The 26,791-nt window shown below is 59.0% G+C and carries 21 protein-coding genes; 14 read left to right on the top strand and 7 right to left on the bottom strand.

What is annotated here, in order from left to right; all coding sequences use genetic code 11:
- Positions 1-70: 70 nt before the first annotated feature.
- Positions 71-2,095: a transglycosylase SLT domain-containing protein gene (locus GNX18_RS05840; RefSeq protein WP_138234668.1), complete on the bottom strand. Its 2,025-nt coding sequence runs from the start codon at positions 2,093-2,095 to the stop codon at positions 71-73.
- A gap of 170 nt (positions 2,096-2,265) precedes the next feature.
- On the opposite strand from GNX18_RS05840, the gene GNX18_RS05835 reads away from it, so the two are divergent.
- Positions 2,266-4,170 carry an ATP-binding cassette domain-containing protein gene (locus GNX18_RS05835; RefSeq protein ID WP_166216121.1) on the top strand — a complete coding sequence of 635 codons (1,905 nt, stop codon included), beginning with the start codon at positions 2,266-2,268 and terminating at the stop codon, positions 4,168-4,170.
- Positions 4,171-4,234: 64 nt separating this feature from the next.
- Here the strand turns inward: GNX18_RS05835 and GNX18_RS05830 are convergent, their stop codons facing one another.
- Positions 4,235-4,684 (bottom strand): universal stress protein, encoded by a 450-nt coding sequence (locus GNX18_RS05830; RefSeq protein WP_138234666.1) that lies wholly within the window; start codon positions 4,682-4,684, stop codon positions 4,235-4,237.
- A 210-nt stretch (positions 4,685-4,894) separates the two neighbouring features.
- On the opposite strand from GNX18_RS05830, the gene GNX18_RS05825 reads away from it, so the two are divergent.
- From GNX18_RS05825 to GNX18_RS05810, 4 genes are all read left to right on the top strand, one after another.
- Positions 4,895-5,464: a hypothetical protein gene (locus tag GNX18_RS05825; protein ID WP_181954058.1), complete on the top strand. Its 570-nt coding sequence runs from the start codon at positions 4,895-4,897 to the stop codon at positions 5,462-5,464.
- Positions 5,465-5,757: 293 nt separating this feature from the next.
- On the top strand, positions 5,758-8,499 hold the full coding sequence (topA, locus tag GNX18_RS05820; RefSeq protein WP_166216118.1) for a type I DNA topoisomerase: 2,742 nt from the start codon (positions 5,758-5,760) through the stop codon (positions 8,497-8,499).
- 8 nt (positions 8,500-8,507) lie between these two features.
- Positions 8,508-9,038 carry a DUF6586 family protein gene (locus GNX18_RS05815; RefSeq protein ID WP_166216115.1) on the top strand — a complete coding sequence of 177 codons (531 nt, stop codon included), beginning with the start codon at positions 8,508-8,510 and terminating at the stop codon, positions 9,036-9,038.
- Between the two features lie 101 nt (positions 9,039-9,139).
- Positions 9,140-9,394: a hypothetical protein gene (locus GNX18_RS05810; protein WP_138234663.1), complete on the top strand. Its 255-nt coding sequence runs from the start codon at positions 9,140-9,142 to the stop codon at positions 9,392-9,394.
- 86 nt (positions 9,395-9,480) lie between these two features.
- Here the strand turns inward: GNX18_RS05810 and lexA are convergent, their stop codons facing one another.
- Complete coding sequence (lexA, locus tag GNX18_RS05805; protein WP_138234662.1) at positions 9,481-10,089, bottom strand: transcriptional repressor LexA; 609 nt, start codon at positions 10,087-10,089, stop codon at positions 9,481-9,483.
- A gap of 191 nt (positions 10,090-10,280) precedes the next feature.
- Here lexA and GNX18_RS05800 point away from each other — a divergent pair, with 191 nt between their 5' ends.
- The gene (locus tag GNX18_RS05800) at positions 10,281-10,922 is read left to right on the top strand and encodes a TIGR00730 family Rossman fold protein (RefSeq protein ID WP_138234661.1); all 642 of its coding nucleotides are present in this window, start codon (positions 10,281-10,283) and stop codon (positions 10,920-10,922) included.
- 72 nt (positions 10,923-10,994) lie between these two features.
- Here GNX18_RS05800 and GNX18_RS05795 read toward each other — a convergent pair whose 3' ends face one another.
- Positions 10,995-11,327 carry a DUF6763 family protein gene (locus GNX18_RS05795; RefSeq protein ID WP_138234660.1) on the bottom strand — a complete coding sequence of 111 codons (333 nt, stop codon included), beginning with the start codon at positions 11,325-11,327 and terminating at the stop codon, positions 10,995-10,997.
- 245 nt (positions 11,328-11,572) lie between these two features.
- On the opposite strand from GNX18_RS05795, the gene GNX18_RS05790 reads away from it, so the two are divergent.
- The 4 genes from GNX18_RS05790 (at position 11,573) to GNX18_RS05775 (ending at position 15,030) form a co-directional block, all read left to right on the top strand.
- On the top strand, positions 11,573-12,211 hold the full coding sequence (locus GNX18_RS05790) for a TetR/AcrR family transcriptional regulator (RefSeq protein ID WP_138234659.1): 639 nt from the start codon (positions 11,573-11,575) through the stop codon (positions 12,209-12,211).
- Between the two features lie 102 nt (positions 12,212-12,313).
- On the top strand, positions 12,314-13,327 hold the full coding sequence (gene nagZ, locus GNX18_RS05785) for a beta-N-acetylhexosaminidase (RefSeq protein WP_166216112.1): 1,014 nt from the start codon (positions 12,314-12,316) through the stop codon (positions 13,325-13,327).
- A gap of 61 nt (positions 13,328-13,388) precedes the next feature.
- Positions 13,389-14,534, top strand: coding sequence for a mechanosensitive ion channel family protein (locus GNX18_RS05780; RefSeq protein WP_138234657.1), 1,146 nt, complete (start codon positions 13,389-13,391; stop codon positions 14,532-14,534).
- Positions 14,535-14,814: 280 nt separating this feature from the next.
- Positions 14,815-15,030: a cold-shock protein gene (locus tag GNX18_RS05775; protein ID WP_138234656.1), complete on the top strand. Its 216-nt coding sequence runs from the start codon at positions 14,815-14,817 to the stop codon at positions 15,028-15,030.
- Positions 15,031-15,281: 251 nt separating this feature from the next.
- Here GNX18_RS05775 and GNX18_RS05770 read toward each other — a convergent pair whose 3' ends face one another.
- From GNX18_RS05770 to mfd, 3 genes are all read right to left on the bottom strand, one after another.
- Positions 15,282-16,517, bottom strand: a complete 1,236-nt coding sequence (locus GNX18_RS05770; RefSeq protein WP_166216108.1) for a DUF819 domain-containing protein — start codon at positions 16,515-16,517, stop codon at positions 15,282-15,284.
- A gap of 124 nt (positions 16,518-16,641) precedes the next feature.
- Positions 16,642-17,544: a CsiV family protein gene (locus tag GNX18_RS05765; protein WP_166216104.1), complete on the bottom strand. Its 903-nt coding sequence runs from the start codon at positions 17,542-17,544 to the stop codon at positions 16,642-16,644.
- Between the two features lie 113 nt (positions 17,545-17,657).
- Positions 17,658-21,143 (bottom strand): transcription-repair coupling factor, encoded by a 3,486-nt coding sequence (gene mfd / locus GNX18_RS05760; RefSeq protein ID WP_166216101.1) that lies wholly within the window; start codon positions 21,141-21,143, stop codon positions 17,658-17,660.
- A gap of 338 nt (positions 21,144-21,481) precedes the next feature.
- Between mfd and GNX18_RS05755 the strand changes: the two genes are divergently transcribed.
- The 4 genes from GNX18_RS05755 (at position 21,482) to GNX18_RS05740 (ending at position 26,786) form a co-directional block, all read left to right on the top strand.
- Entirely contained in the window at positions 21,482-22,945 is a 1,464-nt protein-coding gene (locus GNX18_RS05755; protein WP_205828132.1) for a glyceraldehyde-3-phosphate dehydrogenase, read from the top strand.
- 511 nt (positions 22,946-23,456) lie between these two features.
- The gene (locus tag GNX18_RS05750) at positions 23,457-24,797 is read left to right on the top strand and encodes a Na(+)-translocating NADH-quinone reductase subunit A (RefSeq protein ID WP_166216098.1); all 1,341 of its coding nucleotides are present in this window, start codon (positions 23,457-23,459) and stop codon (positions 24,795-24,797) included.
- 2 nt (positions 24,798-24,799) lie between these two features.
- Positions 24,800-26,011: an NADH:ubiquinone reductase (Na(+)-transporting) subunit B gene (locus GNX18_RS05745; RefSeq protein WP_138234651.1), complete on the top strand. Its 1,212-nt coding sequence runs from the start codon at positions 24,800-24,802 to the stop codon at positions 26,009-26,011.
- Positions 26,004-26,786: a Na(+)-translocating NADH-quinone reductase subunit C gene (locus GNX18_RS05740; RefSeq protein WP_138234650.1), complete on the top strand. Its 783-nt coding sequence runs from the start codon at positions 26,004-26,006 to the stop codon at positions 26,784-26,786. The genes GNX18_RS05745 and GNX18_RS05740 overlap by 8 nt, the downstream gene beginning before the upstream one ends.
- Positions 26,787-26,791: the final 5 nt, after the last annotated feature.

The following is a 26,791-nucleotide window of genomic DNA, read 5'->3' as shown; positions in this document are numbered from 1 at the left end:
TTAAAAATGGGACGCTGGCAGCAGGGCGCACCGACGCTTTCCTGCGTATTCACCGTGCGCCCAACACCCGCTACAGTCGGGATTCCGCCTCAGTTTTAGTCAGTAATGGCGCCTTGTCTCCGCTGCGATAGGCATAAATGACCGAGTACGAGAGTACGTTCTGCACGTACTTGCGGGTCTCGCTGTAGGGAATGGTTTCAATCCACACGTCGAATGGCAGCTTCTTTCCTGTGTCTTTGAGCCAGCCTGCAACCCGTGTCGGCCCCGCATTGTAGGCCGCGGCGGCGAGGAACCGGTTGTTGTCGAAGCGGTTCAGCAGCGAGTTGAGGTAGTAGGCGCCGAGAGTGATATTCGTACTGGGGTTCAGCAGGTCCCAGCTGCGCCGGTAGGGTACCCCGGCCTTACGCGCGGTCGCGGCGGCGGTGGAGGGCAGGAGCTGCATCAGGCCCATGGCGCCGGCGTGGGATTTTGCATCATGGCTGAAATGGCTCTCCTGGCGCGCCACTGCCAGCACCAGATAGGAATCCAGTGCGGTCTTCTTGCCCATGTTACTTGCCACATCGCTGACGATATCGGTAAACGCCAGCGGGAAGCGCAGTTCGAGATCATCCAGGTAATTCGCGGCCAGAATCGACTGGATCGATTTGTGATACCAGCCCCAGGCGCTGGCGATTTTCCCTGCGGTCATCAACTCCTCAGGCGTCATTTTTTCCGTGGCGTAATCCCACTCCCTGCGCGCGTGGTAGAACTCGCCGATCGCCTGGAGCTCCCGCGCGCGCTGCATACCCGGGCGCGCAGCCACTTCGTCCACCTGCTTGGGGGTAATCGGCACCGGGCGGTCGACAAAGCTGTATTCACGCTGGAGGGTATCCGACGCGAGGAACCCGTAATAACTGCGCTCGGCGGCGGCCTTCTGCAGGAGCTTGTCGGCCTGGGCCCGTCGCGCGGGGTCATTTTTCGTATTCTGCTCGTTGATGGCCCTGGCTTTCCAGTAAAGCCAGCGGTCCAGATTCTGCTCGTCGGCGGGCAGGCGGTCGATCCAGAACTCCACCTGCGCCCAGTCCATTTCCCGCAGCGACTGGCGTATCAGCCACTCGGAGGTGCGCAGGTCAAAAAACCCGGGGCTGGATTTGATCAACGCTTTGAGGCCTTCCTGATCGTCCTGGCGGGCGAACTGCAATGCCAGGTAGCGCAGGAAATCGTCGCTTTCCTCCTCGGAAAAGAGATAGCTTGCGCTGTACCGCTGCCACGCGGACTCGGCCTTTTGCGCATTCTGCGTCGCCAGCCGGCGCAGGCCGATGGATACAATGTCGCGGTATTCCGGTTCTTTGCGGGTAAAACGGTCGTAATTCAGGATCAGTTCGGGCTTGCGGTAGACCTCGCGCATCAACTCCGCGCGGCGGGCACGGTCTTTGTCCAGCTTGCGGGCAATATAGCCGGCCAGATCCAGATTGCCGGCGCTGATGGAAAGCGCGTGGCGTTTCCAGGTGCGTTCCTGGGTGAGCCCACCGTCGGCAATCCAGCGGTTGAACGCCGGGTCACACTCTTTTGGTTGGGACGCGCCGACGGTCCAGAGCTCTTCGATCAGGGCGTAGGCTTCTTTTTTGTCGCCATAGCGCGACAAGGCATCGACGTAGTAACAGCGCAACTGAGTTCGGGTGATCCATTCCGGGCGGTAGTATCTCAGGTAATCGCGGAAGCGATCGCGCCCTCCCAACTCACGCAGTACGCGGATGCGCATCCAGTCGCCAACGGCAGTGCCGTCGTACTTCTCCAGAAACGCGTCGATGTCGTCATAGGGCAGGCGTGAGAGATTCTTACTGATGTTCCAGTAGTCGATGTAGGGCAGCAGCGGATAGTCTTTCAGCTCTTTCTTAAGTTGCTTCAGCCGGCGCTGGTCATTGTGGGCGATGGCCATACGGGCATCCTGCAGCTTCTGGCGCTGGGCAACAGCCGCTTCGGCCTCGCGGACCCCGCTGGATTGTGCCTTGCCAGCCGCAGATGCTTCTGCGCCCGCGAGCGGCGGCACAGCGGCGAGGCCGCCCACCAACAGATTGAAGAGGATAATGGCGAGTCCTTTACTGCCAATCGACATACTGAACACCCGATTGAGAAATCGCTTATTCGAAGGGCGCAGAATAAAGCGTAAAATGTCCGTTTTCACCTGGGTATCTCTGAAAATCTCTATGGTCGAGTGGTCTTTCGCGACCGCTGCTCGCGCCGTTGATTTGTTGAGATGCTCCAAAACCATTGTAGTGTTTATTTATGTTGCTTCAGTTGGATGGCGTTTGTTTACGCTATGGCGTGCAGGTACTGGCGGATCATGTGAGTGCCAAAATCGAGCGGGGAGACCGGATCTGCCTGGTGGGGCGCAACGGCGAGGGAAAATCCAGCCTGTTGCGCCTGATCGGCGGTCACGGAGATCCCGACGAGGGCGAGATCATCCGCCAGAGCGGTACCGTACTGGCCACGCTGGAACAGGCGTTGCCAGATGATTGCGACCACACGGTTTATCGATATGTGGCCGAAGGGCTCGGTGATGTGGGCGGTTGGCTGGCAGAGTACCGAGACAACCAGAATCCCGATCTGCAGGCGAAGATCGACAGTGCGCACGGTTGGGAACTGCTCGCCCGAATCGACAGTGTGCTCGACCGCCTCGACCTGGATGAAAATGCCCGCGTCATGGATCTTTCCGGCGGCTGGCAGCGCCGTGCCGCGCTTGCCCGTGCGCTGGTGACCGAACCGGATCTGCTGATTCTGGACGAGCCCACGAACCACCTGGATATTGCCGCGGTGGAGTGGTTGGAAACCTTTCTCGCCACCTATCGCGGCGCGCTGCTGTTCGTGAGCCACGACCGCGCACTGGCCCAGCGACTGGCGACGTCGGTATGGGATCTCGATCGCGGCATCCTGCGGGTGTTCAATTGCCCCTTCGACCGCTACCAGCAGGAGAAAGAAAAGCAATTGGAGGAGGAGGCCCGCAACGACGCCCTGTTCGACAAAAAGCTGGCCCAGGAAGAGGCGTGGATCCGTCAGGGCATCAAGGCCCGCCGCACCCGCAACGAGGGCCGTGTGCGCGCTCTGCAGGCGCTGCGTCGCGAGCGTCAGGCCCGCCGCGAGCGCCAGGGCGTGGCGAAGATGTCGCTGGATGCGGGCGAGCGCTCCGGCAAGCTGGTGGCAGAACTGAAAGGCGTGAGCTTCGGCTTTGCCGATGAGCGCGGCGAGCTGGTCCCACTGATTCGCGATCTCGACTTCACGCTGATGCGGGGTGACAAGGTGGGATTGATCGGCCCCAATGGTGCCGGCAAGAGCACATTGATCCGCCTGTTACTCGGCGAGCTGGAAGCACAGGCCGGCAGTGTCCGCCTCGGCACCAAGTTGCAGGTGGCTTATTTCGATCAGCGCCGGGATACGCTCGACCCGGATCAGACCGTGGTTGACAACATTGCCGAGGGGCGGGAAACCATTGAAGTGGGTGGCAGCAGCCGCCATGTGATGTCGTACCTGAGCGACTTCCTGTTCACCGGCCTCAAGGCCCGCACCAAGGTGGGTGCGCTGAGTGGTGGCGAGCGCAACCGCGCGCTGTTGGCGAAACTGTTCAGCCAGCCGGCAAATATCCTGGTGCTGGATGAGCCTACCAATGATCTGGATGTGGAAACCCTGGAGTTGCTCGAGCAGCTGCTATTGGATTTCCCCGGCACGGTACTGCTGGTCAGCCACGACCGGGCTTTTCTCGACAATGTGGTGGAGAGCTGTCTTGCATTCGAGGGCAATGGTCTGGTGCGGGAATACGTTGGTGGTTACCAGGATTTCGTGCGTCAGGGCGGGCGCTTTCTCAGCGCAGAGGAGCAGCTCAGGTCGCGCAAGCGGGAGCAGTCGTCAGGGTTGGCAGGGGAAAAACCCGCAACCGCAAAGACCGCGGATACGAGCGCGGTCGCGGCGCCCAAGAGCAAAAAACTCAGTTATAAGCTGCAGCGCGAACTGGACGCACTACCGGCGCAGATTGAGACCCTGGAAACGGAAATTGCCGCGCTGGAAGCCGAGATCGGGCAGCCGGATTTTTATCAGCAGGACAGCGAGCAGGTGCAGGCCCGGTTGCAAAAACTGACAGAGCTGCAGCAGGCGCTGGAAACGGCCTTTGAACGCTGGGCGGAACTCGACGGTATGTAGAGCCGCGGCGGATGTTAGCGGAGACTGCTGCTGGGGCGAAACGCCCCGGTAGCTATCTCGCGATTCAGTTGGAGTCGCCGGGCGGATGCACCCGCACTGCCAACACATCGCATCCGGCGCCGTGCAGTACACCATTGGCGGTGGAGCCCAGTAACAGTGCGAGTCCGTGGCGACCGTGACTGCCAATGACAATCAGATCACAATCGGTGTCCTCGGCCAGCCGGTGAATTTCCGTAGCCGGCTGGCCGAGTACCACATGTTGCCGGTCGGCGGGAATATTCAGGCTGGCCGCGGCCCGTCGCAGCTGTTCTTTTGCCTGGTTCTGCAACTGTTCCTGCACTTCGGAGAGGTCCATCGGAATATCGCCGCCATAGGCAAACGTGAGCGGCTCAATGATGTGTGCCAGCCTCAGCTGCGCGTTGCTTACTGTGGCAATTTGCGCGGCGCGGTCCAGAACTTGAGAGGATTCTTCAGAGAGGTCCAGTCCTACCAGAATGTTTTTGTAGCCTGACATGCGGCCTCCGCGAATTGGTGAATTTCAGACGCATCGAGGTGGATTGATGGAGCGCCCGGTTGCTTCATTGAGTCTACTTTAAAAAAACACGCTTGACACAGCGGTGGTCTTGCGGGGAAAAATGCGCGCCGGAAATGGGGTATCCCGCCGCTATCAGGGGCGCGGAGACTGTGACCCAAGTTGTTTTTTGCCTTTCCACAGGGAGTGTTCATGTCCAGTTGGCTGCCAATCATCATTATCATCTTCGCTGTCACACTGGTGATCGGGCCGGTGATGTGGTTAAAGCCCAGCAGCCGTGACAAAAAACTGGCGGATTTACGCCAGCGCGCCGCCAGCTCCGGACTCAAGGTACAGATACAGCCGCTGCCGGAATCACAAGGGAAAGGCACTGCCGCGGTTTATTTCTCCCAGTGGCGAAACCCGCGTCGTCTGCAGAGCGGTTGGGGGCTGGAACTGCAACGGATGCCCCATGATCTGAATTTCGACGGCGTTTGGGACTGGCGCAACAAGCGCGAGGCCCCCGAGGTGGCCAAACCCTCTCTTAAAGAACTGGTTTCCATGCTGCCGGCGGATGCCACCGCGATTTTCGCGAACGACGCCGGTCTCGGCGTGCAGTGGCAGGAGCGCAGCGGTGACAGGGGGCTGGATGCCATCCTGCATGCGCTGAGCGCAATGCGCCCGGTAATAGAGGAAGCAATACGCCTGCCACAGCCCGGGGGTAACTCAGACGGAAAACCGCTCGATAGTGGTGAAAGCCCGGATTCGCGACGCAATTCCTGACGTGCCCGGTGTTTTTCTGAACTAATGTATCTAGCGGCCGTCCCCTGAGCAAAGTAAACGAAATAGGCGCGTGATGCCTTGTATCGCGTGAGAAAACAGCAGGAGTCTACGGAGAACCATCTGCTGGATGGCGGGTCAGAATTGCGTGCAAAGCAGTCAATTTGGTCACCAAATTGTGACGATTGCTTGACCACACCGGGGGCGGAGCATATATATTCGCGCAGCGCACCGCCGTAAACGGCTGTCGCCGCAGGTGCGAAAGCAGTAAATTTTCTATTAAAAATCAGAAGCTTATGGGTAAATCACTGGTCATTGTCGAGTCTCCGGCGAAGGCAAAAACGATCAACAAGTATCTCGGCAAGGACTTTATCGTAAAGTCCAGTATCGGTCACATCCGGGATCTTCCTACCGGTGCCTCCAGCAAACAGCCGGTGGATGCCAAGGAGCGCGCCCGCCGGGCGGCGGAAACCCGCAAGCTGTCCAAAGAAGACAAAGAGGTCTACAAGCGCAAGAAAAGCCATGAGCAGCTGATCAAGCGTATGGGGATCGACCCGGATCACAATTGGGAAGCGCACTACGAGATCCTGCCTGGTAAGGAAAAAGTGGTTGACGAGCTGCGCAAGCTCGCCGCCAACGCCGACACCGTGTATCTCGCGACGGACTTGGATCGCGAGGGGGAGGCCATTGCGTGGCATTTGCGCGAGGCCATCGGCGGCAATGAACAGCGCTTTCGCCGTGTGGTTTTCAATGAGATCACCAAGTCCGCGATCCAGGAGGCATTCAAGAGCCCCGGCCCGCTGGATATCGACCGTGTGAACGCCCAGCAGGCCCGCCGTTTCCTCGATCGCATCGTGGGTTACATGGTGTCGCCATTGCTGTGGGAAAAGGTTGCCCGCGGCCTGTCAGCCGGTCGTGTGCAGTCTGTGGCGGTGCGCCTGGTGGTTGAACGCGAGCGGGAAATCCGCGCGTTTATCCCCGAAGAGTACTGGACGCTGTTCGCGGACACCGAAACGGTCAAATCCGACGCGCTGCGTCTGGAAGTCAAAAAGCAGGGCGGCGAGAATTTCCGCCCGGTCAACGAAACACAGGCCATGGCCGCAGTGCAGGCACTGCAGTCCAGCAACTTTGAAGTTACCGCGCGCGAAGACAAGCCCACCACTTCGAAGCCGGGCGCCCCCTTTATCACCTCCACCCTGCAGCAGGCGGCGAGCAATCGTCTCGGCTTTAGCGTGAAGAAAACCATGATGATGGCCCAGCGTCTGTACGAAGCCGGCTACATCACCTATATGCGTACCGACTCCACCAACCTGAGTGCGGAGGCTGTGGCCTCGGTGCGGGAGTTTATTGGCGAGAGTTACGGCGAGAAGTACCTTCCGGATAATCCGAACCGCTACAGTAGCAAAGAGGGCGCCCAGGAAGCGCACGAGGCCATTCGCCCTTCCGATGTGCGGGTCAAGCCCAACATGTTGTCCGGTATGGAGCGGGATGCTGAGCGCCTTTACACCTTGATCTGGCAACAGTTCGTTGCATGTCAGATGACACCTGCACAGTTCACGTCCACGTCTGTGGTGGTGAGTGCCGGAGACTTTGAGTTGCGCACCCGCGGCCGGGTTATCCGTTTTGACGGCTTTCTCAAAGTGGCGCCGCCGCAGAGCAAGAAAGACGAAGATCTGGCATTGCCGGACATCAAGGTTGGGGAAAAACTCAATCTCAAGAAACTGGATCCGAAACAGCATTTCACCAAGCCGCCGGCGCGCTTCAGCGAGGCAGCCCTGGTAAAAGAGCTGGAAAAACGCGGTATCGGCCGGCCGTCTACCTACGCGTCGATTATTTCCACCATTCAGGATCGCGGCTATGTGCGCCTGGAAAACCGCCGTTTCTACGCGGAAAAAATGGGCGACATCGTCACCGACCGTCTGAGTGAAAGCTTCACCGACCTGATGGACTACGGTTTCACCGCGAGCCTGGAAGAATCCCTGGATGCCGTGGCTGAAGGGAAAAAAGGGTGGAAGGCACTTCTGGATGAGTTCTACACGGACTTCAGCAAGCGCCTGGAACAAGCTCAGGATACCGACGGTGGCATGCGACGCAATGCGCCCACGGATACCGATATCAAGTGCGGTCAGTGCGGCCGCCATATGCAGATTCGCACCGGTTCCACCGGCGTTTTCCTGGGGTGTTCCGGCTATGCGTTACCGCCAAAGGAGCGCTGCACCAACACCATGAATCTGGTGTCCGGCGAAGAGGCTATCGACGCGGATAAGGATGACGAAGCCGAAACCCGTCAACTGCGGGACAAACATCGGTGCCCCAAATGCGGCACCGCTATGGACAGTTATCTGGTGGACGAGCAGCGCAAGCTGCATATCTGCGGAAACAACCCGGACTGCAACGGCTTCGAGGTGGAAAAGGGCACGTTCAAGATCAAGGGTTATGACGGCCCATTGATTGAGTGCGACAAGTGCGGCAGCGACATGCAGTTGAAGTCTGGCCGCTTTGGCAAATACTTCGGCTGCACCAATGATGCCTGTAAAAACACCCGCAAACTGCTCAAGAACGGTCAGCCCGCGCCGCCGAAAATGGACCCGGTACCCATGCCGGAGCTCGCCTGTGAAAAGGTCGACGACACTTACATCCTGCGCGACGGTGCTTCGGGTCTGTTCCTGGCTGCCAGCCAGTTCCCGAAAAACCGCGAGACCCGCGCGCCGCTGGTGAAGGAGCTGCTGCCGCATAAGGATGAGATTGATCCCAAGTACAGTTTCCTGTTCTCCGCACCTACGGAAGACAGCGAGGGCCGGGATACGGTTGTGCGTTTTAGCCGCAAAACCCAGGAACAGTACGTGCAATCCGAGGAAGACGGCAAGGCAACCGGCTGGAAGGCGTTCTATACCGGCGGTAAATGGCTGGTAGAGGACTCAGGCAGCAAATCCGCAGGGCCGAAAAAATCGGCTGCTAAAAAGGCGCCGGCGAAAAAGGCCGCGGCCAAAAAAGCAGCCGCGAAAAAAGCCCCGGCCAAAAAGTCACCGGCGAAATAGGTGAAGCAATGAGCAACCCCTATACCGGTCTGGTGGCTTCGGCCCTGCGAAAATCAGAGCTGATATTGCATTCACTGGATACCGCCGACGATGAAAGCCCGCCGCTGTTGCGGTCCGCGCTGCTTGAGGGTGCGTTGTTGCAGTTGTGGCGGGCTTATCGCGCGTTTCTGGCAGAGCAGGGCTACCAGCTGCAACTGGGCTTCAGACCTGGTGGCGAGCCGGACACTGCGGTCCGGTTACAGGAGCTGGTAAGTGCGCGCAACAAATACAGCGCTGAGGTCGCTGAGCTGCTGGATCTGGAGGAAAACCCCGAGAGCTGGTTTGCGGCTATGGCGCACTGCTGGCGGGGGTTGTGGCGCCCCACGGCGGGTGGAGGCCAGGAGTCTTCTCCGACCGCCAGCGGTGTGCAGTCCCTGATACCCCTGCGGCAGGTGGATTCAAACATTCCTGCCAGTCTCAGTGTGGAGAGCCTCAGATTTTGGCAGCGCCAGCTCGGCGAGCTGGTGGCACGGCAGCGCGCCCAGAGCGTGGAATGGTGATCAGGTTAGTGCGGCGCCACTCCCGACCGTGTCTGGCCACTGAATAATCACTGATCCCTGTGTTACACTGCCCGCAAATCCCGCTGTAACTGGAGAAGTGAATGTCCTCTGAGACTTACGAAATCATCGAGTTGTCCAATGGTGATGTGGCGCTGCGACGCGCTGGTCACAGGGAGGACCCGCTGGTGCGTATTCATTTCTCGGACGAAAGCCTGAACTTCCTGCGCGAGCACAAGATTGCGATCGCTCGTGCCATGTTGGAGGCCGGTATTGAGGCGGTGCAGGATCTCGGTGCCCTGGAGCCGGAACCCTTTGAAGAGGAAGAGGTGGACGTTACGGAACACACCATCCACTGAGGAGGAAAGCTCCCGGTGGACCAACAAAAACGGGGCTCGATGAGCCCCGTTTTTGTTGGATGACGCACAGGCTATTCGCCTGCAGGTTAGAACGGGTTCTGGCGAATTACGCCGACCGCGAGTCCTTCAATCGCGAAATTCTTGTCGCGCATATCTACTTCGATGACGTCAAATTCTTCATTCTCCGGCAACAGCTGGACCATCGCCTGGTTGCCGCGGCGCTTAAAGCGCTTAACGGTCACCTCGTCTTCGATTCGCGCCACCACAATCTGTCCGTTGCGGATATTGTCGGTGCGCTGTACCGCGAGAAGGTCTCCATCAAAAATGCCGGCGTTCTTCATGCTCATGCCGTGCACCCGCAACAGGTAATCCGCCGGCGGGTGGAAGAATTCCGCGGGGATCTCGCAGTACTCCTCGATATTCTCCTCCGCCAGAATCGGGTTGCCCGCGGCTACCCGGCCAACAATGGGTAGGCCACTCTGGTGGCCGGGAATGCGAATGCCCCGGGAAGCACCGGCAACCATTTCAATCGCCCCCTTGCGCGCGAGCGCCTTTAGGTGTTCTTCCGCTGCGTTTGGCGAGCGAAAGCCCAATTCCTGTGCGATCTCGGCCCGGGTGGGCGGGTAACCCGTTTCGTCCAGATAGGATTTGATCAGTTCCAGTACCTGAGCCTGGCGAGCAGTGAGGTTTGTCATGGGCGTTTCCTGTTGTCTGTATTTTTATACAGTTGCTGGGATTATATACAGATTTCTCCCTCACGCAATCCACAAGGCTCTCGCGTCAATACTGCTAGACTTGGAGGGACCGGCGAACTCCAAAACCTGCGCTGACTCGGTTTGCCGATTCGCTGCCAACATAAGAAGTAAGAGCGATTAGGAGAAGGCATATGCTGGATGCAAAAATGCCGGAAGCGTGGCGCGTGCTTCGTATTCAGTCTGAACTCGTCGATGGCATAGAGCGCCTGATTACGCTTAAGGGTGCGGTGACCGTATTTGGCAGCGCACGTTTTCGGGAAGACGCTGTTGAGTACCAACAAGGGGTGCGGCTGGGCGAGCTGCTGGCGGGTGAGGGCATCCCGGTTATCACCGGCGGTGGCCCGGGTATTATGGAGGCGTGCAATCGCGGCGCATTTACCCATGCCGGCGCTTCAATAGGCCTGAATATCGAGCTGCCATTCGAACAGGTGCCCAACCCCTATTTGGATATCCACCTGAACTTCCGCTATTTCTTCGTGCGCAAATTCATGTTTGTGAAGCATGCGGTTGGCTTCATAGCCATGCCTGGGGGCTATGGCACCATGGATGAGCTGTTTGAGGCGCTGACGCTGGTGCAGACCCAGAAGGTGCGGCGTTTTCCCATTGTGCTGGTCGGGAAGCGCTACTGGTCTGGTCTGCTGGAGTGGCTGGTGGGTACCGTACTTGAGCGCGCGTGTATCGATGCCGCTGATCTGGAGCTGTTCAAACTGGTGGATACCGTGGATGAGGCAGCGGAAATCATCATCGACTTCATTCGTAAGCGGGATGAGTAGAGACCGTCGCCCGCTGGGGCTGGTTGAGCCTGTTGTTCGTCTGGGCAACATTCGTCCGGGCAACAATCGCCATCACGGCCCTTCGTCTGTTCCCGGGAAGGTTTCACCCTCAAGGCGGTCTATGGTGCTCTGAACCGGAGAAAAAATCGGACTGGTGTAGCCGGAGTCTTCGTCGTCCTGCATCTCTTGCGCCCAGGAGCCGTAGCCCGCGTTGGCATCTTCCGGAGCTGCGGCGCCGATGACGGGCAATCGCGGCCAACTGTGAAAATCAATTTCATCAAGAGTGCCGTCGAGATACTGAATCTCGATGGTGCGGGATGGTTGGTCCACAGCGACCACTTCAAACAAATCACCGCTTTGAAAGTTCTCGAACCAGCTGCCTATTTCCGGCGCTATTCTCGCCATGGGGTACCTCCTGTCGTCATCACCCAAAGACGCCAATCACTGGCCTTTCATTCCAATCTAGTGTGCCGCGATCAAAGCTGGTAACCGGAGAGTCGCGAGAACTGCACGGCTTAACGAGACTGTGAGCGAGCTGGCCGTTTGCGGGTGGCAGTATGCAAGTGGGAGGTTTTCGGAAATGTTCGATCGGGTGTCGATGTGCTAGTCTCAGCTCTTAAACAAACGTTTTAATTGATGGTTTGAATTGGATGAGTCAGCTGGATACCGTCAACCGTATTCTCGATGCCGCTGAGGTGCTGTTTGCCGAACGGGGCTTCACCGAGACCTCTTTGCGCACCATTACCAGCACGGCGGGCGTCAATCTCGCGGCGGTAAATTATCATTTTGGTTCGAAAAAAGAACTGATACAGGCGGTTTTTGAGCGTTTTCTTACGCCTTTTACGGAGAATCTGGACCGGGAGTTAAACCGGCGGGAGTCTCAGGCCCAGTTGCAACTGGAAGACCTGCTGCAGAGTCTGTACCGGGTGGCACTCGCCGGGCTCGCCAGGGAAGGTCGCGACCCCAAGCGCTTCATGCGTCTTTTGGGGCTTGCTTACACCCAGTCCCAGGGACACTTGCGGCGGTTTATCGTGTCCCGTTACGGTGCCAGCTACCGGCGCTTTGCCGGACAATTATCCGATGCCCTGCCACAGGTTGACCCGGTCACATTTTACTGGCGCCTGTACTTCATGCTGGGTGCTACCATATTTTCCCTATCCAGCTTCGACGCCATCGAAGCTATCCTGAGGGAAGACTTTGGCGCCGAGAGCAGCCTCGACGAGACGCTGGCACGGCTCGCGCCGGCCGCAGTTGCCATGCTGACCGCGCCGGATGTCGGCGCGGGTTGAGGGCAGTGGCGCGGTCTGATCCGGCGGGCGGCGGTTGCACCGGACGTCATGGGCGCGGCGAGTTTCAAACGATTCCAGATTGGCAACAGGAGCTGACATCACATGTCTGTCCAGATTGGTCCCGTGATGGTTGATATTGAGGGCACCGACCTCACCGATGAAGACCGCGAGCTGCTGCTTCATCCGATGGTCGGTGGGCTGATTTTTTTCGCGCGCAATTTCCGCAATCGCGAACAGCTCGAAGAGCTGATCGCGGATATCCGCCGTGTGCGTCCTGAAATTCTGCTGGCGGTGGACCAGGAAGGCGGGAGGGTGCAGCGCTTTCGCGACACCTTCACCCGGATCCCCTCCATGCAGGCACTGAGCGCACGGGCCAACCCCCAGCAACTCCGCGATGTGGGCTGGCTGCTGGCGGCGGAACTGCTGGCCGTGGGTGTGGATTTCAGTTTCGCGCCGGTGCTGGATGCCGATGACGACTTTTGCAAAATAGTGGGCGACCGAAGTTTTGCGCAAGATCCCCTGGTGCTGGCGGAGAAGGCCCGGCCTTTTATCGCCGGGATGCACGAGGCAGGTATGGCGACTACCGGAAAGCATTTCCCGGGGCACGGCCAGGTGAAGGAAGACAGTCACGAGGAGCTGCCGGTAGATCACCGGACGCTGGAGCAGGTGCTGGCGTCGGATTGTACCCCGTTTGCGGAATGCATCGCCGCGGGTGAGCTGCAGGCGGTGATGCCGGCACATATCCGCTTTGCCCGGGTGGATGAAAACCCGGTGGGTTTTTCGCGTTTCTGGCTGCAGGAAATTCTGCGTAAGCGCCTCGGTTTTGACGGGGTGATATTCAGCGACGATCTGACCATGGAGGGCGCAGGTGCCGCTGGTGGCTACGGGGAACGGATTCGCGCCGCCATGCAGGCGGGTTGTGATATGGGTGTGGTCTGCAACAATCGCCAGGGCGCCCTGGCGGCGCTGGACGCTTTGACTGGCTTCACTCCCGATCCCGAGTCCAGCCGGCGCTTGGCGCGTATGCGTGGCCAGGCGAGAATTGGCAGCTGGAGCGAACTCGAGCAGTCTCCCCGCTGGCAGTCGACCCGGGAATGGCTGGCATCCTGGGTGTAAATCCGCACAATACGTCAGTCATCGCGCGCGCATCAGCGCAAATTCATCGGTTTGTTGTTATATGGAGTCATTTGTGGAGTCGGCCAGAGCTTTTTTGCGCTCCCTGCTGGGAGATGACCGTTTCTGGATTGCAGAAGTTTTCCTGATTGTTTTGACCACAGCCATTGCCGCATGGCTGCTGGGGCTGCTTGTCCGGCGGCTGCAGCAGCGTGCGGAGCGCACTGTCAACCCATGGGACGATGCACTGTGCGGCAGTATTAATCCGCCCGCCTCGCTGCTGGTGTGGTTGGTGGGGTTGTCCCTTGCGGCCGCGCGTGCCGGCCGGGCTACCGGTGCGGAAATTTTTTCATTCGCGAATACGATCCGGGAAATCGGGTTTATTGTATTGGCTACCTGGTTCGCACTGCGCTTTGCCAAGGCGGTAGAGCAGAATCTGGCCGATCCAAGGTTTATGGGCAAACCCATGGATGCCACCACGGTGCGCGCCATTGGCAAGCTGGTCCGCGCCTCGATCATGGTGACCGCCGGCATGGTCATCATGCAGCACTTTGGCTATAGCATCAGCGGGGTACTGGCGTTCGGCGGTATTGGTGGTCTCGCCATTGGCTTTGCCGCCAAGGATTTGCTGGCGAATTTTTTCGGCGGTTTGATGATCTATCTCGATCGGCCTTTCAAGGTGGGTGACTGGGTGCGATCTCCGGACAAGGAGATTGAAGGAACGGTAGAAGATATTGGCTGGCGCCTCACCCGCATCCGCACTTTCGACAAGCGCCCGCTGTATATTCCCAACGGTGTGTTCACCCAGATTTCCGTGGAAAACCCGTCGCGGATGCTAAACCGCCGTATATACGAAACCGTAGGTATTCGCTACGACGATGCGCATCTGATGGCGCCGATTGTCAAAGCAGTGAAGGAGATGCTGCAGCAGCATCCCGAGATCGATACCAATCAGACCCTGATCGTAAACTTCAACTCGTTTGCACCATCGTCGCTCGATTTCTTTGTCTACACCTTTACCAAAACCACAGACTGGGTGCGTTATCACGAGATCAAGCAGGACGTTTTACTGAAGATCCTGAATATTGTTCAGGAGCAGGGTGCGTCTTGTGCTTTCCCAACGTCTACTTTGCATATTGCTGAACTTCCTGAGTTGGCTGTTGCCGGTGATCGACGCATTGCTGTTGATACTGGAATGACAGTTAAGTGATGTATTCGCAGCCTGCATGATTTGTCAAAAACTGCGGCACTTTTCCGCCAATTTTGGTGATTAGTTGCGCAAACTTCGTGGGAAGTAACATTAAATTCACGGGGAAACCTAGACACTGGCGCGGTTTTATCTAAGAATCAGTAGCGACTTGCCCGGGTGACCGGGCAGGCGCTTCGAGACAGTATTTCGGGCCGGGCTTCCGGCTGGAATACGGGAATTGGGGTAGGCGCATCGCCCACAACCGGGGCGGGCGCGATAACAATAAAATGAGGTTGGCTTAATGAGTGATCGCGTTACGGGTACCGTGAAGTGGTTTAACAATGCCCGGGGTTATGGATTTATCACCTGTGCCGAAGGTTCCGAGGATATTTTTGTGCACTACCGCAGCATTCGCGGTGAAGGCTACAAGACCCTGAACGAGGGGCAAGCCGTAGAATTTGAAATGCAGCAGGGCGACAAGGGACTGCTCGCGGAAGACGTTGTTCCCTGCGAATAACCGCTGCCGCAAAAGCCTCTCTCCGAAATAGCCTAAGCGAACTGGTTTGAACTTGGTTCGCTGGTTGGGCTATTGCGTTCGCTTTATGAAGCAAAAAGGCCATTTCAGAGTGCTGGAATGGCCTTTTTGCTGATTACCTGGCGGTCCATGCGGAAAGGTTGGTAACCATGCGGAAAGGTAGGTAACTAAGGTGCGCAGCGTTCTGGCGCCGCGAACGGTTACATAATTTTCCGCAAGACCGCTGGGGCGCGTCAGAGCGCGCCCACCATCCGCAGAAGCTGTCCGCAGAACCAGGCGGCATAGGTACCGAGTGCATAGCCCATCACGGCAAGCAGCACCCCCACCGGTGCCAGTGACGGGTGGAAGGCGGCGGCCACCACCGGTGCAGAAGCCGCGCCGCCAACGTTAGCCTGACTGCCCACGGCCATGAAAAAAGTGGGTGCCTTGATGAGCCAGGCCACCAGCAGCATCAGCCCTGCATGTATCGCCATCCAGATAACGCCCAGCACAAACAGCTCGGGACTTTCTTTCAGCGCGGTGATATCCATATGGGTGCCGATTGTCGCCACGAGAAAGTAGATAAACACCGATCCGATTTTTGATGCACCGGCCCCTTCGAGCTTTTTCGCCGGCGTAAAGGCCATGAAAATACCAAGCGTGGTCGCGATCACGATCAGCCAGAAGAACTGGCTGGTAAAACTGAAGCGGGCAAGCTGCGGTGCATGAGTCTGGAACCAGGGCGCGAGCACATCGGCGAAAGCATGGGCGACGGCGGTGATCCCAAAGCCCACAGCGGCGATCAGCATCAGATCTTGGAGGGTGGGGTTGCGCGCATGTTTGCGCTGCATGGTTTCCACCCGTTCCTTCAATGTGTCAATGGCTGAGGTATCGGCGCCGCGCCGGGCATCCAGCTGCTTGGCATTGCCGGCCATGATCAGCAGCACTGCCATCCACAGATTGGCGATGATTACATCGACTGCCACCATTGCGGAAAAGACCTGGCCACCCACTTCAAAAATTTCCTTCATCGCCGCCTGGTTGGCGCCGCCGCCAATCCAGCTGCCTGCGATGGTGGTCATACCTCGCCAGATGGCGTCGGGACCATTGCCGTTCAGCATTTCTGGGTTGAAGGTGGACATGATCAGCAGCGCCAGTGGGCCGCCGATGACGATGCCGAGCGTGCCTGTCAGAAACAGGATCAGCGCCTTCGGCCCCAGGTTGAAAATACCTTTCATGTCGATGCTCAGGGTCAGCAACACCAGGCTGGCCGGGAGCAGGTAGCGCGATGCGACGAAGTAAAGATTCGAACTGTGCGCGTCAATAATGTGAAATGTCGTCAGCAGGCTGGGCAGGAAATAGCACAGCAACAGCGCAGGAACGAAGCGGTAGAAGCGTTTCCAGAAGCGCTGCTCGCTACTGGCGGTGTAAAACACGAAGCCAAGAATGGCCGCAAGCATACCGAGGATGATGGCGTCATTGGTAATCATGAAATGATCTGACCTGGTTGTTTTTTTGGATATTTGTTATGGGTGCCCGTGAGGGTACAGCGATTCATCGCCTACGAAAAACGGCCCGCTGGGGGCCGTCTGCAAAGGCAATACCGATGGTCGCTCAGGGGGTGAGTTCCATCGGCTCATCAAGTGGTTCAGGCTCTTCCAGTGGTGTAACGGTACGAATTTCCACCAGCACCCCCAGCTTGGGATGGTCGATGTAATGCAGCTCGCCGCTGCGCAGACGCCGCTCCTCCTGAAGTACGGCCACACGCGCCGCCAGCTTCTCCATGGCCTCGGGCTCCGGTTCAGAAACAGGGCGGTCGGAGAAGCTGCTGCCGCTGTGGTACATCGCAGGTTCTGTACGGATACCGCTGCTGTCCAGATCCAGAGGTTCGTCACTTGCGGTGTCGCCCGCGGCGGCCGCCAGCGCCGCGCGTGGGCGGGTGGGCACCGGAATGCCCCGGGGCTGCTCAGCGCCTTGCTCTACGCCCTGGCTCAGCGCAACGGGAAGGGCGGCCGTCGGCGGCAACCACTCGCTGAACCAGAGATCGGTACTGAGGTGCAGGTAACGGGAAACGCTCAGCGTCACGCTGCCTTCCAGCTGGTGGTGATTGCCGTCCATCAGGCCTCCACTGATCAGTACCGCAGGGGCATTGCGCTCGGTTTGCAGGACCTGGCGCCAGGTTTTGTGGAACAGCACCTGATAGCCCGGGTCGCGCCTGAGGGCGGCGACCTTGTTGTCCAGGTGGTTGGGAGCGGGCTGCAGTGCCGGTACCTCTGAGTTACTGCGAGAGGGGGTGTTGAAGTCCACCCAGCGCTCGGCGTAGTTGAGCCGCGGGGCGGCGGGCCAGGTTTCCCGGGACAGGTTCATGCCGCTCTCGCGGGCGAACACCACCATCTCGATTTCGAACTGGGTGCCCGCGTACCCCGCGGCCTCGCTGTTGGCCGCGCAGAGGACCAGCAGCGCGGCGCCGGCCAGCCGCTTTAGGCGAACCGTGACCTGATTATTGGTAAAGGTCATTTTGTTACCGCTGTTATTTCTGAGTCTTGTTCAGGGATTGATCGAGTCAAACGCTGCGGCCATCTTAGCACTGATTGTGTGTCGAAGGTGCCGCCAGCCGGACTTCGTTGCCTCTATTGCGACAGCTGTTGCAATACCTCGTTCACCTGCTGCAAGCGGTGTTCTGCGCCGCTCTCGTCCAGGGCAAAGTTCAGGTGGTTTGCCCCCTGCAGCTGGAATTGGCCCGGACGGTTCTGTACCAGTTTGACCAGCGTCAGTGGGTTCACCTTGGCATTGTCCGCGAACTCGATGCGGCCGCGGCTGGCAGAGGCTTCCAGCTTGCGGATACCCAGCCGGCCCGCGCTCAATTTGATTTCGGTGATCCTGAACAGGTGTTTCAGCGGTTCCGGCAGCAAGCCGAAACGGTCGATCATTTCCACCTGCAATTCTTTCAGAGCGGCCGAGTCCTCGGCGTTGGCGATGCGCTTATACATGATCAGGCGGCTGTGCACGTCCGGCAGGTACTCTTCCGGTATCAGTGCAGGCACTCGCAGGTTTACGTCCACCGCGGGAGATTCCAGCGGCTCGTCGATGTTGGGCACGCGCCCCTCGCGTATGGCCTTGACCGCGTGGTCCAGCATTTCCATATAAAGGGTAAAGCCCACGCTCTGGATCTGTCCGCTCTGTTCCTCGCCGAGTAGTTCGCCGGCGCCGCGGATTTCCAGGTCGTGGGTGGCGAGGGTAAAGCCAGCCCCCAGGTCCTGGGCTTCGCTGATGGCTTCCAGTCGCTTCACCGCATCTGCGGTCATGGCGCGCTTGTTCGGGGTCAGCAGGTAGGCATAGGCCTGGTGGTGGGAGCGGCCCACACGCCCGCGCAGCTGGTGCAGCTGGGCGAGGCCGAACTTGTCGGCGCGCTCAATCAGGATGGTGTTGGCGGTGGGCACGTCGATCCCGGTTTCGATGATGGTGGTACACACCAGCACGTTGAAACGCTTGTGATAGAAATCGCTCATCACCTGTTCCAGCTCGCGTTCGCGCATCTGGCCGTGCCCGATGCCGACCCGGGCTTCGGGGACCATTTCCTGCAGTTCCCGCGCGATGCGCTCGATACTTTTGACTTCGTTGTGCAGGAAATACACCTGACCGCCGCGCAGAATCTCCCGCAGTATCGCTTCCTTGATCAGGGCATCGTCGCGCTCGCGCACGAACGTTTTCACCGATAGGCGTCGCGCCGGCGGCGTGGCAATCACGGACAGATCGCGGATGCCCGCCATGGCCATATTCAGGGTGCGGGGAATCGGGGTGGCGGTGAGGTTGAGGATGTCCACCTCCGAGCGCAGGCTCTTCAGCTTTTCCTTTTGACGCACACCGAAGCGATGCTCCTCATCGATGATCAGCAGACCGAGGTTTTTGAATTTGAGGTCGCTCTGCAGCAGTTTGTGGGTGCCGACGAGAATGTCCACCTTGCCATCGGCCACGCGCTCCTTGATCGCATCCACCTCCTTGGTGCTGCGGAAGCGGGATATCACTTCGATACTGATAGGCCAGTCTGCAAAGCGGTCCTGCAGTGACTGGAAATGCTGCTGGGCGAGGAGGGTGGTGGGTACCAGCATGGCCACCTGCTTGCCGCCGTGGGCAGCAACAAATGCGGCGCGCATCGCGACTTCGGTTTTGCCGAACCCCACATCGCCACAGACCAGTCGATCCATGGGTTTGTCGGAGAGCATGTCGGCAACGACCGATTCGATGGCCTGCTGCTGATCGGGGGTCTCCTCGAAGGGGAAGCCCGCCACGAATTCACGGTAAGCGAGTCCCGGATTCCCGAAGGCGTGACCGACGCGCGCCTCGCGACGGGCATAAATGTCGAGCAGCTCGGCAGCGGCATCGCGCACTTTTTCCGCCGCCTTGCGCTTGGCTTTCTGCCAGACCTCACTGCCAAGCTTGTGCAGTGGGGCGAGCTCTTCATCGGCTCCGGAATAGCGGCTGATCAGGTGCAGGTTCGCCACCGGCACATACAGCTTGGCGCCGTCTCCGTATTCGAGGGTCAGGAACTCCGCCTGCTGGCCGTCGATGTCCAGGCTCTGCAAGCCTTTATAGCGCCCGACACCATGGTCGATATGCACCACCGGTGCGCCAATGCGCAGCTCGGCCAAGTTTTTAACCGCATTGTCCGCATCTTCCTTGGCTTTTCTGCGCCGGCGTTGCTGCAGCACCCGGTCACCGAACAACTGCGGTTCCGCAATAAGGTTCAGGTGCGGCTCATCCAGCAGCATGCCCTGGTCGATGGGGGCAACGGTAATGCCGAGGCGCTCGTCGGCGTCGAGAAATGCCTGCCAGGTATCGAAGGTTTTCGGCTTGAGACGAATGCCGGCGAGCAGCTCAAGCAGGGCCTCGCGGCGGCCGCCGCTCTCGGCGCAGAACAATACCCGACCGGAATAGTCCATCAGGTAGGCTTCCAGTGCCGCCAATGGCTGATCGGATTTGCCATTCACCGGCAGGCTTGGGGGCTGGCGGGTGGCAAAGTTGTAATTGCCTTCGGCTTCCGGAAGCGTCTCCGCGGAGAAGATGGCGCGCGGCAGGGATTTCAGCGCGCCATAGAATTCGTCGATATCCAGCAGCACCTGGCGCGGGGGCAGAATGGGGCGGGTGAGATCGCCGCAGCGGCTCTGGTAGCGGTTTTCCGCCTCGCGCCAGAAGGACTCCACCGGCTGTTTCAGGTCGCCCTGTATAAATACCTGGCTGCCGTCCGGCAGGTAGTCGAACAGGCTTGCGCACTGATCGAAAAACAGTGGCAGGTAATATTCAATACCGGCCGGCGCAATACCGGCGCTGATGTCCTGGTAAATGGAAACCGGGCCGGGGTCGCAATCGAAGCGCTCGTGCCAGCGCTCAAGAAATTTTGCCAGCGCCGGCTTGTGCATCGGAAATTCCCGCGCCGGTAGCAGGTGAACCTGCGCCACCTTGTCGACGGTGCGCTGGTCTTCCGGATCGAAGGTGCGCAGGGATTCGATTTCGTCATCAAACAGGTCGATGCGGTAGGGCAGGTTGCTGCCCATGGGGAAGATATCCATGAGCGCGCCGCGCACCGCGAACTCTCCATGCTCATACACGGTATCAACACAGTGATAGCCGGCCTGCTCGAGTAGCCGCCGCTGGGTGTTCAGATCGAACTTCTGCCCCTCCTTGAGTATCAGCGCATTGCCGGCCACGTAATCCTTCGGCGCCAGTCGGTGCAGTAGGGTGCTGACCGGTGCGATGACCACACCGCTGCCCATCTGGGGTAGCCGGTAGAGCGTGGCCAGGCGGTCGGAGATGATGTCCTGGTGCGGAGAAAATGTGTCGTAGGGAAGAATTTCCCAATCCGGAAACTGGAAAATCTCCAGGTCGCCTACGGATTTGCCGGAGGCGTCATCTCGCCGAGACTTGTTAAAAAATTTCAGCTGCAGCTCAAGTTGCTGGGCTTCCTGACTGTTGCGCGCGATCAGGAGGGTGGGTGCTGCGCTGGCTGTGGCCGCGTTGAGAACGGCCAGTGCCGCACTGGCACCGTGCAGTTGGCCCCAGAATTGCCGGTCATTGCGGGAGCGGAAAGTGGGGGGGGACAAAGGGGGGAACTGACTCATGTTTCCTTATAATTCCGTGCTTTCTGACCGCTGACGGCCCAAGGGGCGCCTATTGTAACTGTGAACGGAAGCTGGTGCAGGTGCGGCCCCTCGGGCGGCCGGGATCCGGTGGCCAGGTCGCATCAATTCGCCCCTGTGGCAGTGCAATTTTTTCCCGGAAAAAATGTAGTTTAACTACAGTTTTTCGGCCATTTTTTGCTCGGTTGCGCGGCCTCAGGTGAATCCACATAATGCGCCAGCCTTGGGCCTGCAGGTGATTTTTTGATCCATTCTTAGAGCGTGGATCGGTGTCTGGAGCCGGCCCTGGCACGACCTAATTTTTCACTTTGCAGAGGTGTCTGATAGTGACTCAGAAGCGACCGAAGCCCGCGGACTTTTTCAGGGACTGGAAAGCGCGTGAAGCGCTGGCGGAATCCATGATTCCGATGATTGGCAAGCTCAACCGGGAAAGCAACGTCGGCATTTACATGTACGGCCAGAACCTGGTGAACCGCTCCGTGCTGAGCATCATGAAAGCCCACCGCTTCGTGCGCCAGGTGGAAGAGAACGAACTGTCCGAGTTCGAAACCTTCCCGGTCCTTGAAGCCATCTGCAAGCTCGACCTGGGTCCTGTGCATATCGACCTCGGCACTCTGACCAACAAGTACATGCGCGACCAGCGCGGTCTCTCCATTGAAGAATTCGTCAGCGAAGAGCTGAAAGATGCCGCCGGTGCCGGCAAGCCGCTGCCGCAGTCCCAGGACGTGGTGATTTACGGTTTCGGTCGTATCGGCCGTCTGGTGGCCCGCCTGTTGATCGAGAAAGCGGGCAGTGGCGATGTGCTGCGCCTGCGCGCCATTGTGCTGCGCAAGGGCAGTGCGGATAACGACCTGGTCAAGCGCGCCTCCCTGCTGCGTCGCGACAGCGTGCACGGCGCCTTCAACGGCACCATCCGGGTGGACGAAGAGACCAACACGCTGATCTGCAATGGCAACGAAGTGAAGGTCATCTACGCCAATTCCCCGCAGGAAGTGGATTACACCCAGTACGGCATCAACAACGCGCTGATCGTCGACAGTACCGGTGTATGGCGCGATGAAGACGGCCTGGCTCAGCACCTGGAGAGCAAAGGCGCCGCCAAGGTGCTGCTGACGGCACCGGGCAAGGGCGACCTGAAAAATATCGTGTACGGCATCAACAACAGTGACATCAAGCCGGAAGACAAGATCCTGTCCGCGGCCTCCTGTACCACCAACGCCATCGTACCGGTGCTGAAGGCGATGATGGACAAATACGGTGTTGAGCACGGCCACGTGGAAACCGTGCATGCCTACACCAACGACCAGAACCTGATCGACAACTACCACAAGGGTGAGCGCCGCGGCCGTTCCGCTGCGCTGAATATGGTGCTGACCGAGACCGGTGCCGCCAAGGCGGTGGCCAAGGCGCTGCCGGAATTGAAGGGCAAGCTCACCGGCAATGCCATTCGTGTGCCGATCCCCAACGTGTCCATGGCGATCCTGAACCTGCGTCTGGGGCAGGAAACCACCAAGGAAGAGTTGAACGAGTACATGCGCGATGTGGCGCTGCACTCGCCGCTGCGCCAGCAGATCGACTTTACCAATTCGCCGGAAGTGGTCTCCAGTGACTTCGTCGGCTCCCGTCGCGCCTGCGTGTTCGACTCCATCGCCACCATCGTCGATGGCAACAACGCGGTGCTCTACTGCTGGTACGACAACGAGTTTGGCTACAGCTGCCAGGTGGTGCGCTGCCTGGAGGATATGGCTGGGGTGCGTTACGAGTTGTTCCCAAAGAAGGACTGAGCTTCAGTGGGTGACGCAGGTTCACGCCTGCGCCACCGCTGATCTGCCGCCACATGGGCGTAAGCCTGGTTTGCGGTGGCCCGGCCCCTGGCCGGGCCGATTAATACGGCGCCAGAGGAAATTCCGCCTCGCGGCGGGGCGCCATCCCCTAAAGTCTTTGTTTTTTCAGCAAAACTTTCCTCATCCTGAGCCCATTTGGCCCCATCTGCTCTGGTAAACCCCCGGTCCCATCCTTATAATGCGCGCGATTTTGCGGGGCTGTCGTGTGCCGGGAAATTGATACGCAAAGACTGCGGGTTGCCGAGGCAACATCGGGGTCATTTGCGCCCCGGGGCAGAATGCATCTTCTTTAATACCAGTGGTGCTATGCCGTAGTGGCTATTTTTTGACCGCTACTCTCCGGTGTGCCGCGACCATTAAGCCCCCGCTATGGGTTCCTCTTTTCCATTTTTAGCGTTTTACAGACCTAGAAATTTTTAAACCTACCAACTTAGAACTTAGGCATAGGCGTATGAGAAAGATCCGTCGGGGATTGGATTTACCCATATCCGGCGCGCCCGAGCAGGTCATCCATGATGGCCCGGCTGCCAAGACTGTTGCAGTGATCGGTCCCGACTACAACGGGATGAAACCGACCATGGCAGTCTCGGAAGGGGATAGCGTCAAACTCGGACAGCTGCTGTTCACCGATAAGAAAACCGAAGGTGTTCGCTACACCGCACCGGCCGCCGGTCGTGTGATTGCCATTCATCGCGGTGTCCGCCGGATTCTGCAATCCGTGGTGATCGAGGTGGAGGGCGATGAGACCGAACAGTTCGCGAGCTACAGTGCTGACCAGCTGGCCAGCCTGACCGCGGAGCAGGTTCGTGTGAATCTGGTGGAATCCGGTCTGTGGACCGCTCTGCGCACCCGTCCTTATAGTAAGGTGCCGGCGCTCAATGCCCAGCCGTCTGCGATTTTCATCAACGCCATGGATACCAATCCGCTGGCGGCTGATCCCGTGGTGGTCATCGCTGAACAGCGCGAGGCCTTTGCCCAGGGTGTTGAGATCCTTTCCAAGCTGGCAGAGAAGACCTTTGTCTGTACGGCGCCCGACGCCGACATCCCAGTGCCGAGCTCAGCTTCTGTGCGCCGCGAAACCTTTGCGGGCCCGCATCCGGCCGGCCTTTCCGGTACCCATATCCATTTCCTGCACCCGGTCAAACCCGGCCGTCAGGTGTGGACTATCGGCTACCAGGACGTGATTGCCGTCGGCAAACTGTTCGAAACTGGCAAGCTGTACACCGACCGTGTGGTCGCTCTCGGCGGCCCGAAAGTCGAGAAGCCGCGCCTGCTGCGCACCCGTCTGGGCGCAGACCTGACAGCGCTGACCGCCGGTGAAACCGATGGCGGTGACAACCGTGTGGTCTCCGGTTCCGTGTTCGGCGGCCGCACTGCGTCCGGTCCGCTGGCCTACCTCGGCCGCTACCATAACCAGGTGACCGTGCTGGAGGAGGGCCGCGAGCGTCCGTTCCTTCACTACATGCGTGCGGGCAACAAGCGTTTCTCGATCCTGCCGATCTACCTGTCGCGCCTGTTCAAGAACCGTCTGTTCGACTTCACCACCAGCACCAATGGTTCCGAGCGCGCGCTGATGCCAATCGGCACCTATGAGCGCGTAGTACCCCTGGATATCCTGCCGACCCAGCTGCTGCGTGCACTGATCGTTGGCGACACCCAGGTGGCTCAGCAACTGGGTGTACTGGAGCTGGACGAAGAAGATCTGGCGCTGTGCACCTTTGTGTGCCCGGGCAAGTACGATTTCGGCCCCATTTTGCGGGACAACCTGACCCGTATTGAGAAGGAGGGTTAAGGATGCTGCGCAAACTACTCGACTCCATGGAGCCGCACTTCCACAAGGGCGGCAAATACGAAAAGTTCTACGCACTGTATGAAGCGATCGACACCGGTCTGTTCCAGCCCGCCGATCGCACCAAGGCGACCGCACACGTGCGCGACGGTATCGACCTGAAGCGCATCATGATCACCGTGTGGGCCTGTGCCATGATCCCGATGTTCTACGGCATGTGGAACGTGGGCTTCCAGGCCAACACCATTATCGCCGGCATGGCCAATCCGGAACTGACCGGCTGGCGCCACGCGATCATCGGTGCACTGTCTGGTTACGACGCCAACAGCCTGTGGGACAACCTGGTCCACGGGGCCATGTACTTCCTGCCGATTTACGCCGTGACCTTTGTGGTCGGCGGTATCTGGGAAGTGCTGTTCGCTGCTGTGCGCGGCCATGAAGTGAACGAAGGTTTCTTCGTGACTTCCATCCTGTTCGCGCTGACCTGTCCGCCAGATCTGCCTCTGTGGATGGTGGCCATGGGTATCAGCTTCGGTGTGGTGATCGGCAAGGAAGTGTTCGGTGGTACCGGCAAAAACTTCCTCAACCCGGCGCTTACCGGCCGCGCCTTCCTGTTCTTTGCCTACCCGGCCGCCATGTCCGGTGACGCGGTATGGACCGCGGTTGACGGTTACACCGGTGCAACCGCACTGTCTGTACTGGCCAGCGAAGGCATCCAGAACGGCGTTGTTGGTGTGCCCTCGGGTCAACTGACCTGGATGGACGCATTCGTCGGCAAGATGCACGGTTCCATTGGTGAAACTTCCACCCTGGCCATGTTGATCGCCGGTGCGATCCTGCTGTTCATGAAGATCGCCAGCTGGCGCATTGTTGCCGGCACCATGCTCGGCATGATGGCAACTGCATTCATGTTCAACATGATCGGCTCCGACACCAACCCGATGTTCAATGTGCCCTGGTACTGGCACCTGGTGGTGGGCGGTTTCGCCTTCGGTCTCATCTTCATGACCACCGACCCGGTATCCGCCGCCATGACCGACACCGGTCGCTGGTGGTACGGCATTCTCATCGGCGTGATGTGCGTGTTGATCCGTGTGGTAAACCCGGCATTCCCGGAAGGCATGATGCTGGCGATTCTGTTCGCCAACCTGTTCGCGCCGCTGTTTGACCACTTCGTTGTGCAGTCCCATATCAAGCGGAGGTTGGCACGTGGCTAATAAAGATTCTGTAAAAGGTACTCTGCTGGTCGCACTGGTGCTATGTATCGTCTGTTCCGTGGTGGTCTCCACCGCGGCCGTGGTACTCAAGCCCAAGCAGGAAGCGAACGCGGCACTGGACAGAAAACGCAACGTACTGATGGCCGGTGGCCTGATCGACGCCGATCAGCGCAACGCCAAAGCGATCGAAGAAGCGTTCGAAGCGGTGACGATCAAGTATGTTGATCTGAGCACCGGCAAATTCACCGATGAAGCGCCGGCGGGTGGCAGTGGCCGCGCCGCGGCGAAGATCCCCGACGCCAGCGGTAAGCTGCCGGCGGAAGAGGATACCGCTCGCATCATCCGCCGGGAAAACACCAAAGAGGTGTACCTGGTGGAGAAGAATGGTGAGTTGCAGCGCATCATCCTGCCGGTTCGCGGTTCCGGTCTGTGGGGCCAGATGTACGGCTTCCTCGCTCTGGAGAACGATCTGAAAACCGTAGCCGGTCTCGGTTTCTACGAGCACAAGGAAACCCCCGGACTGGGTGGCGAAGTAGACAACCCGCGCTGGAAAGCCCAGTGGGAAGGCAAGCAGGTATTCAACGCTGAAGGCGATGTGGATATCCATGTAATCAAAGGCAGTGTCGATCCGAGCGGCGCCAATGCGGTGCATCAGGTTGACGGTCTGTCCGGCGCTACCCTGACCAGCCGTGGCGTCAACAACCTGATCAATTTCTGGCTCGGCAGCCAGGGATTTGGTCCCTTCCTGAAAAACCTGAAAGCAGGGGAGGCGTGAGATGA

Source organism: Microbulbifer sp. SH-1, assembly GCF_011326135.1.
Lineage (GTDB): Bacteria > Pseudomonadota > Gammaproteobacteria > Pseudomonadales > Cellvibrionaceae > Microbulbifer > Microbulbifer harenosus.
Note: the sequence above shows the minus strand (reverse complement) of the source record. Positions and strands in the feature narration are given on the sequence as shown.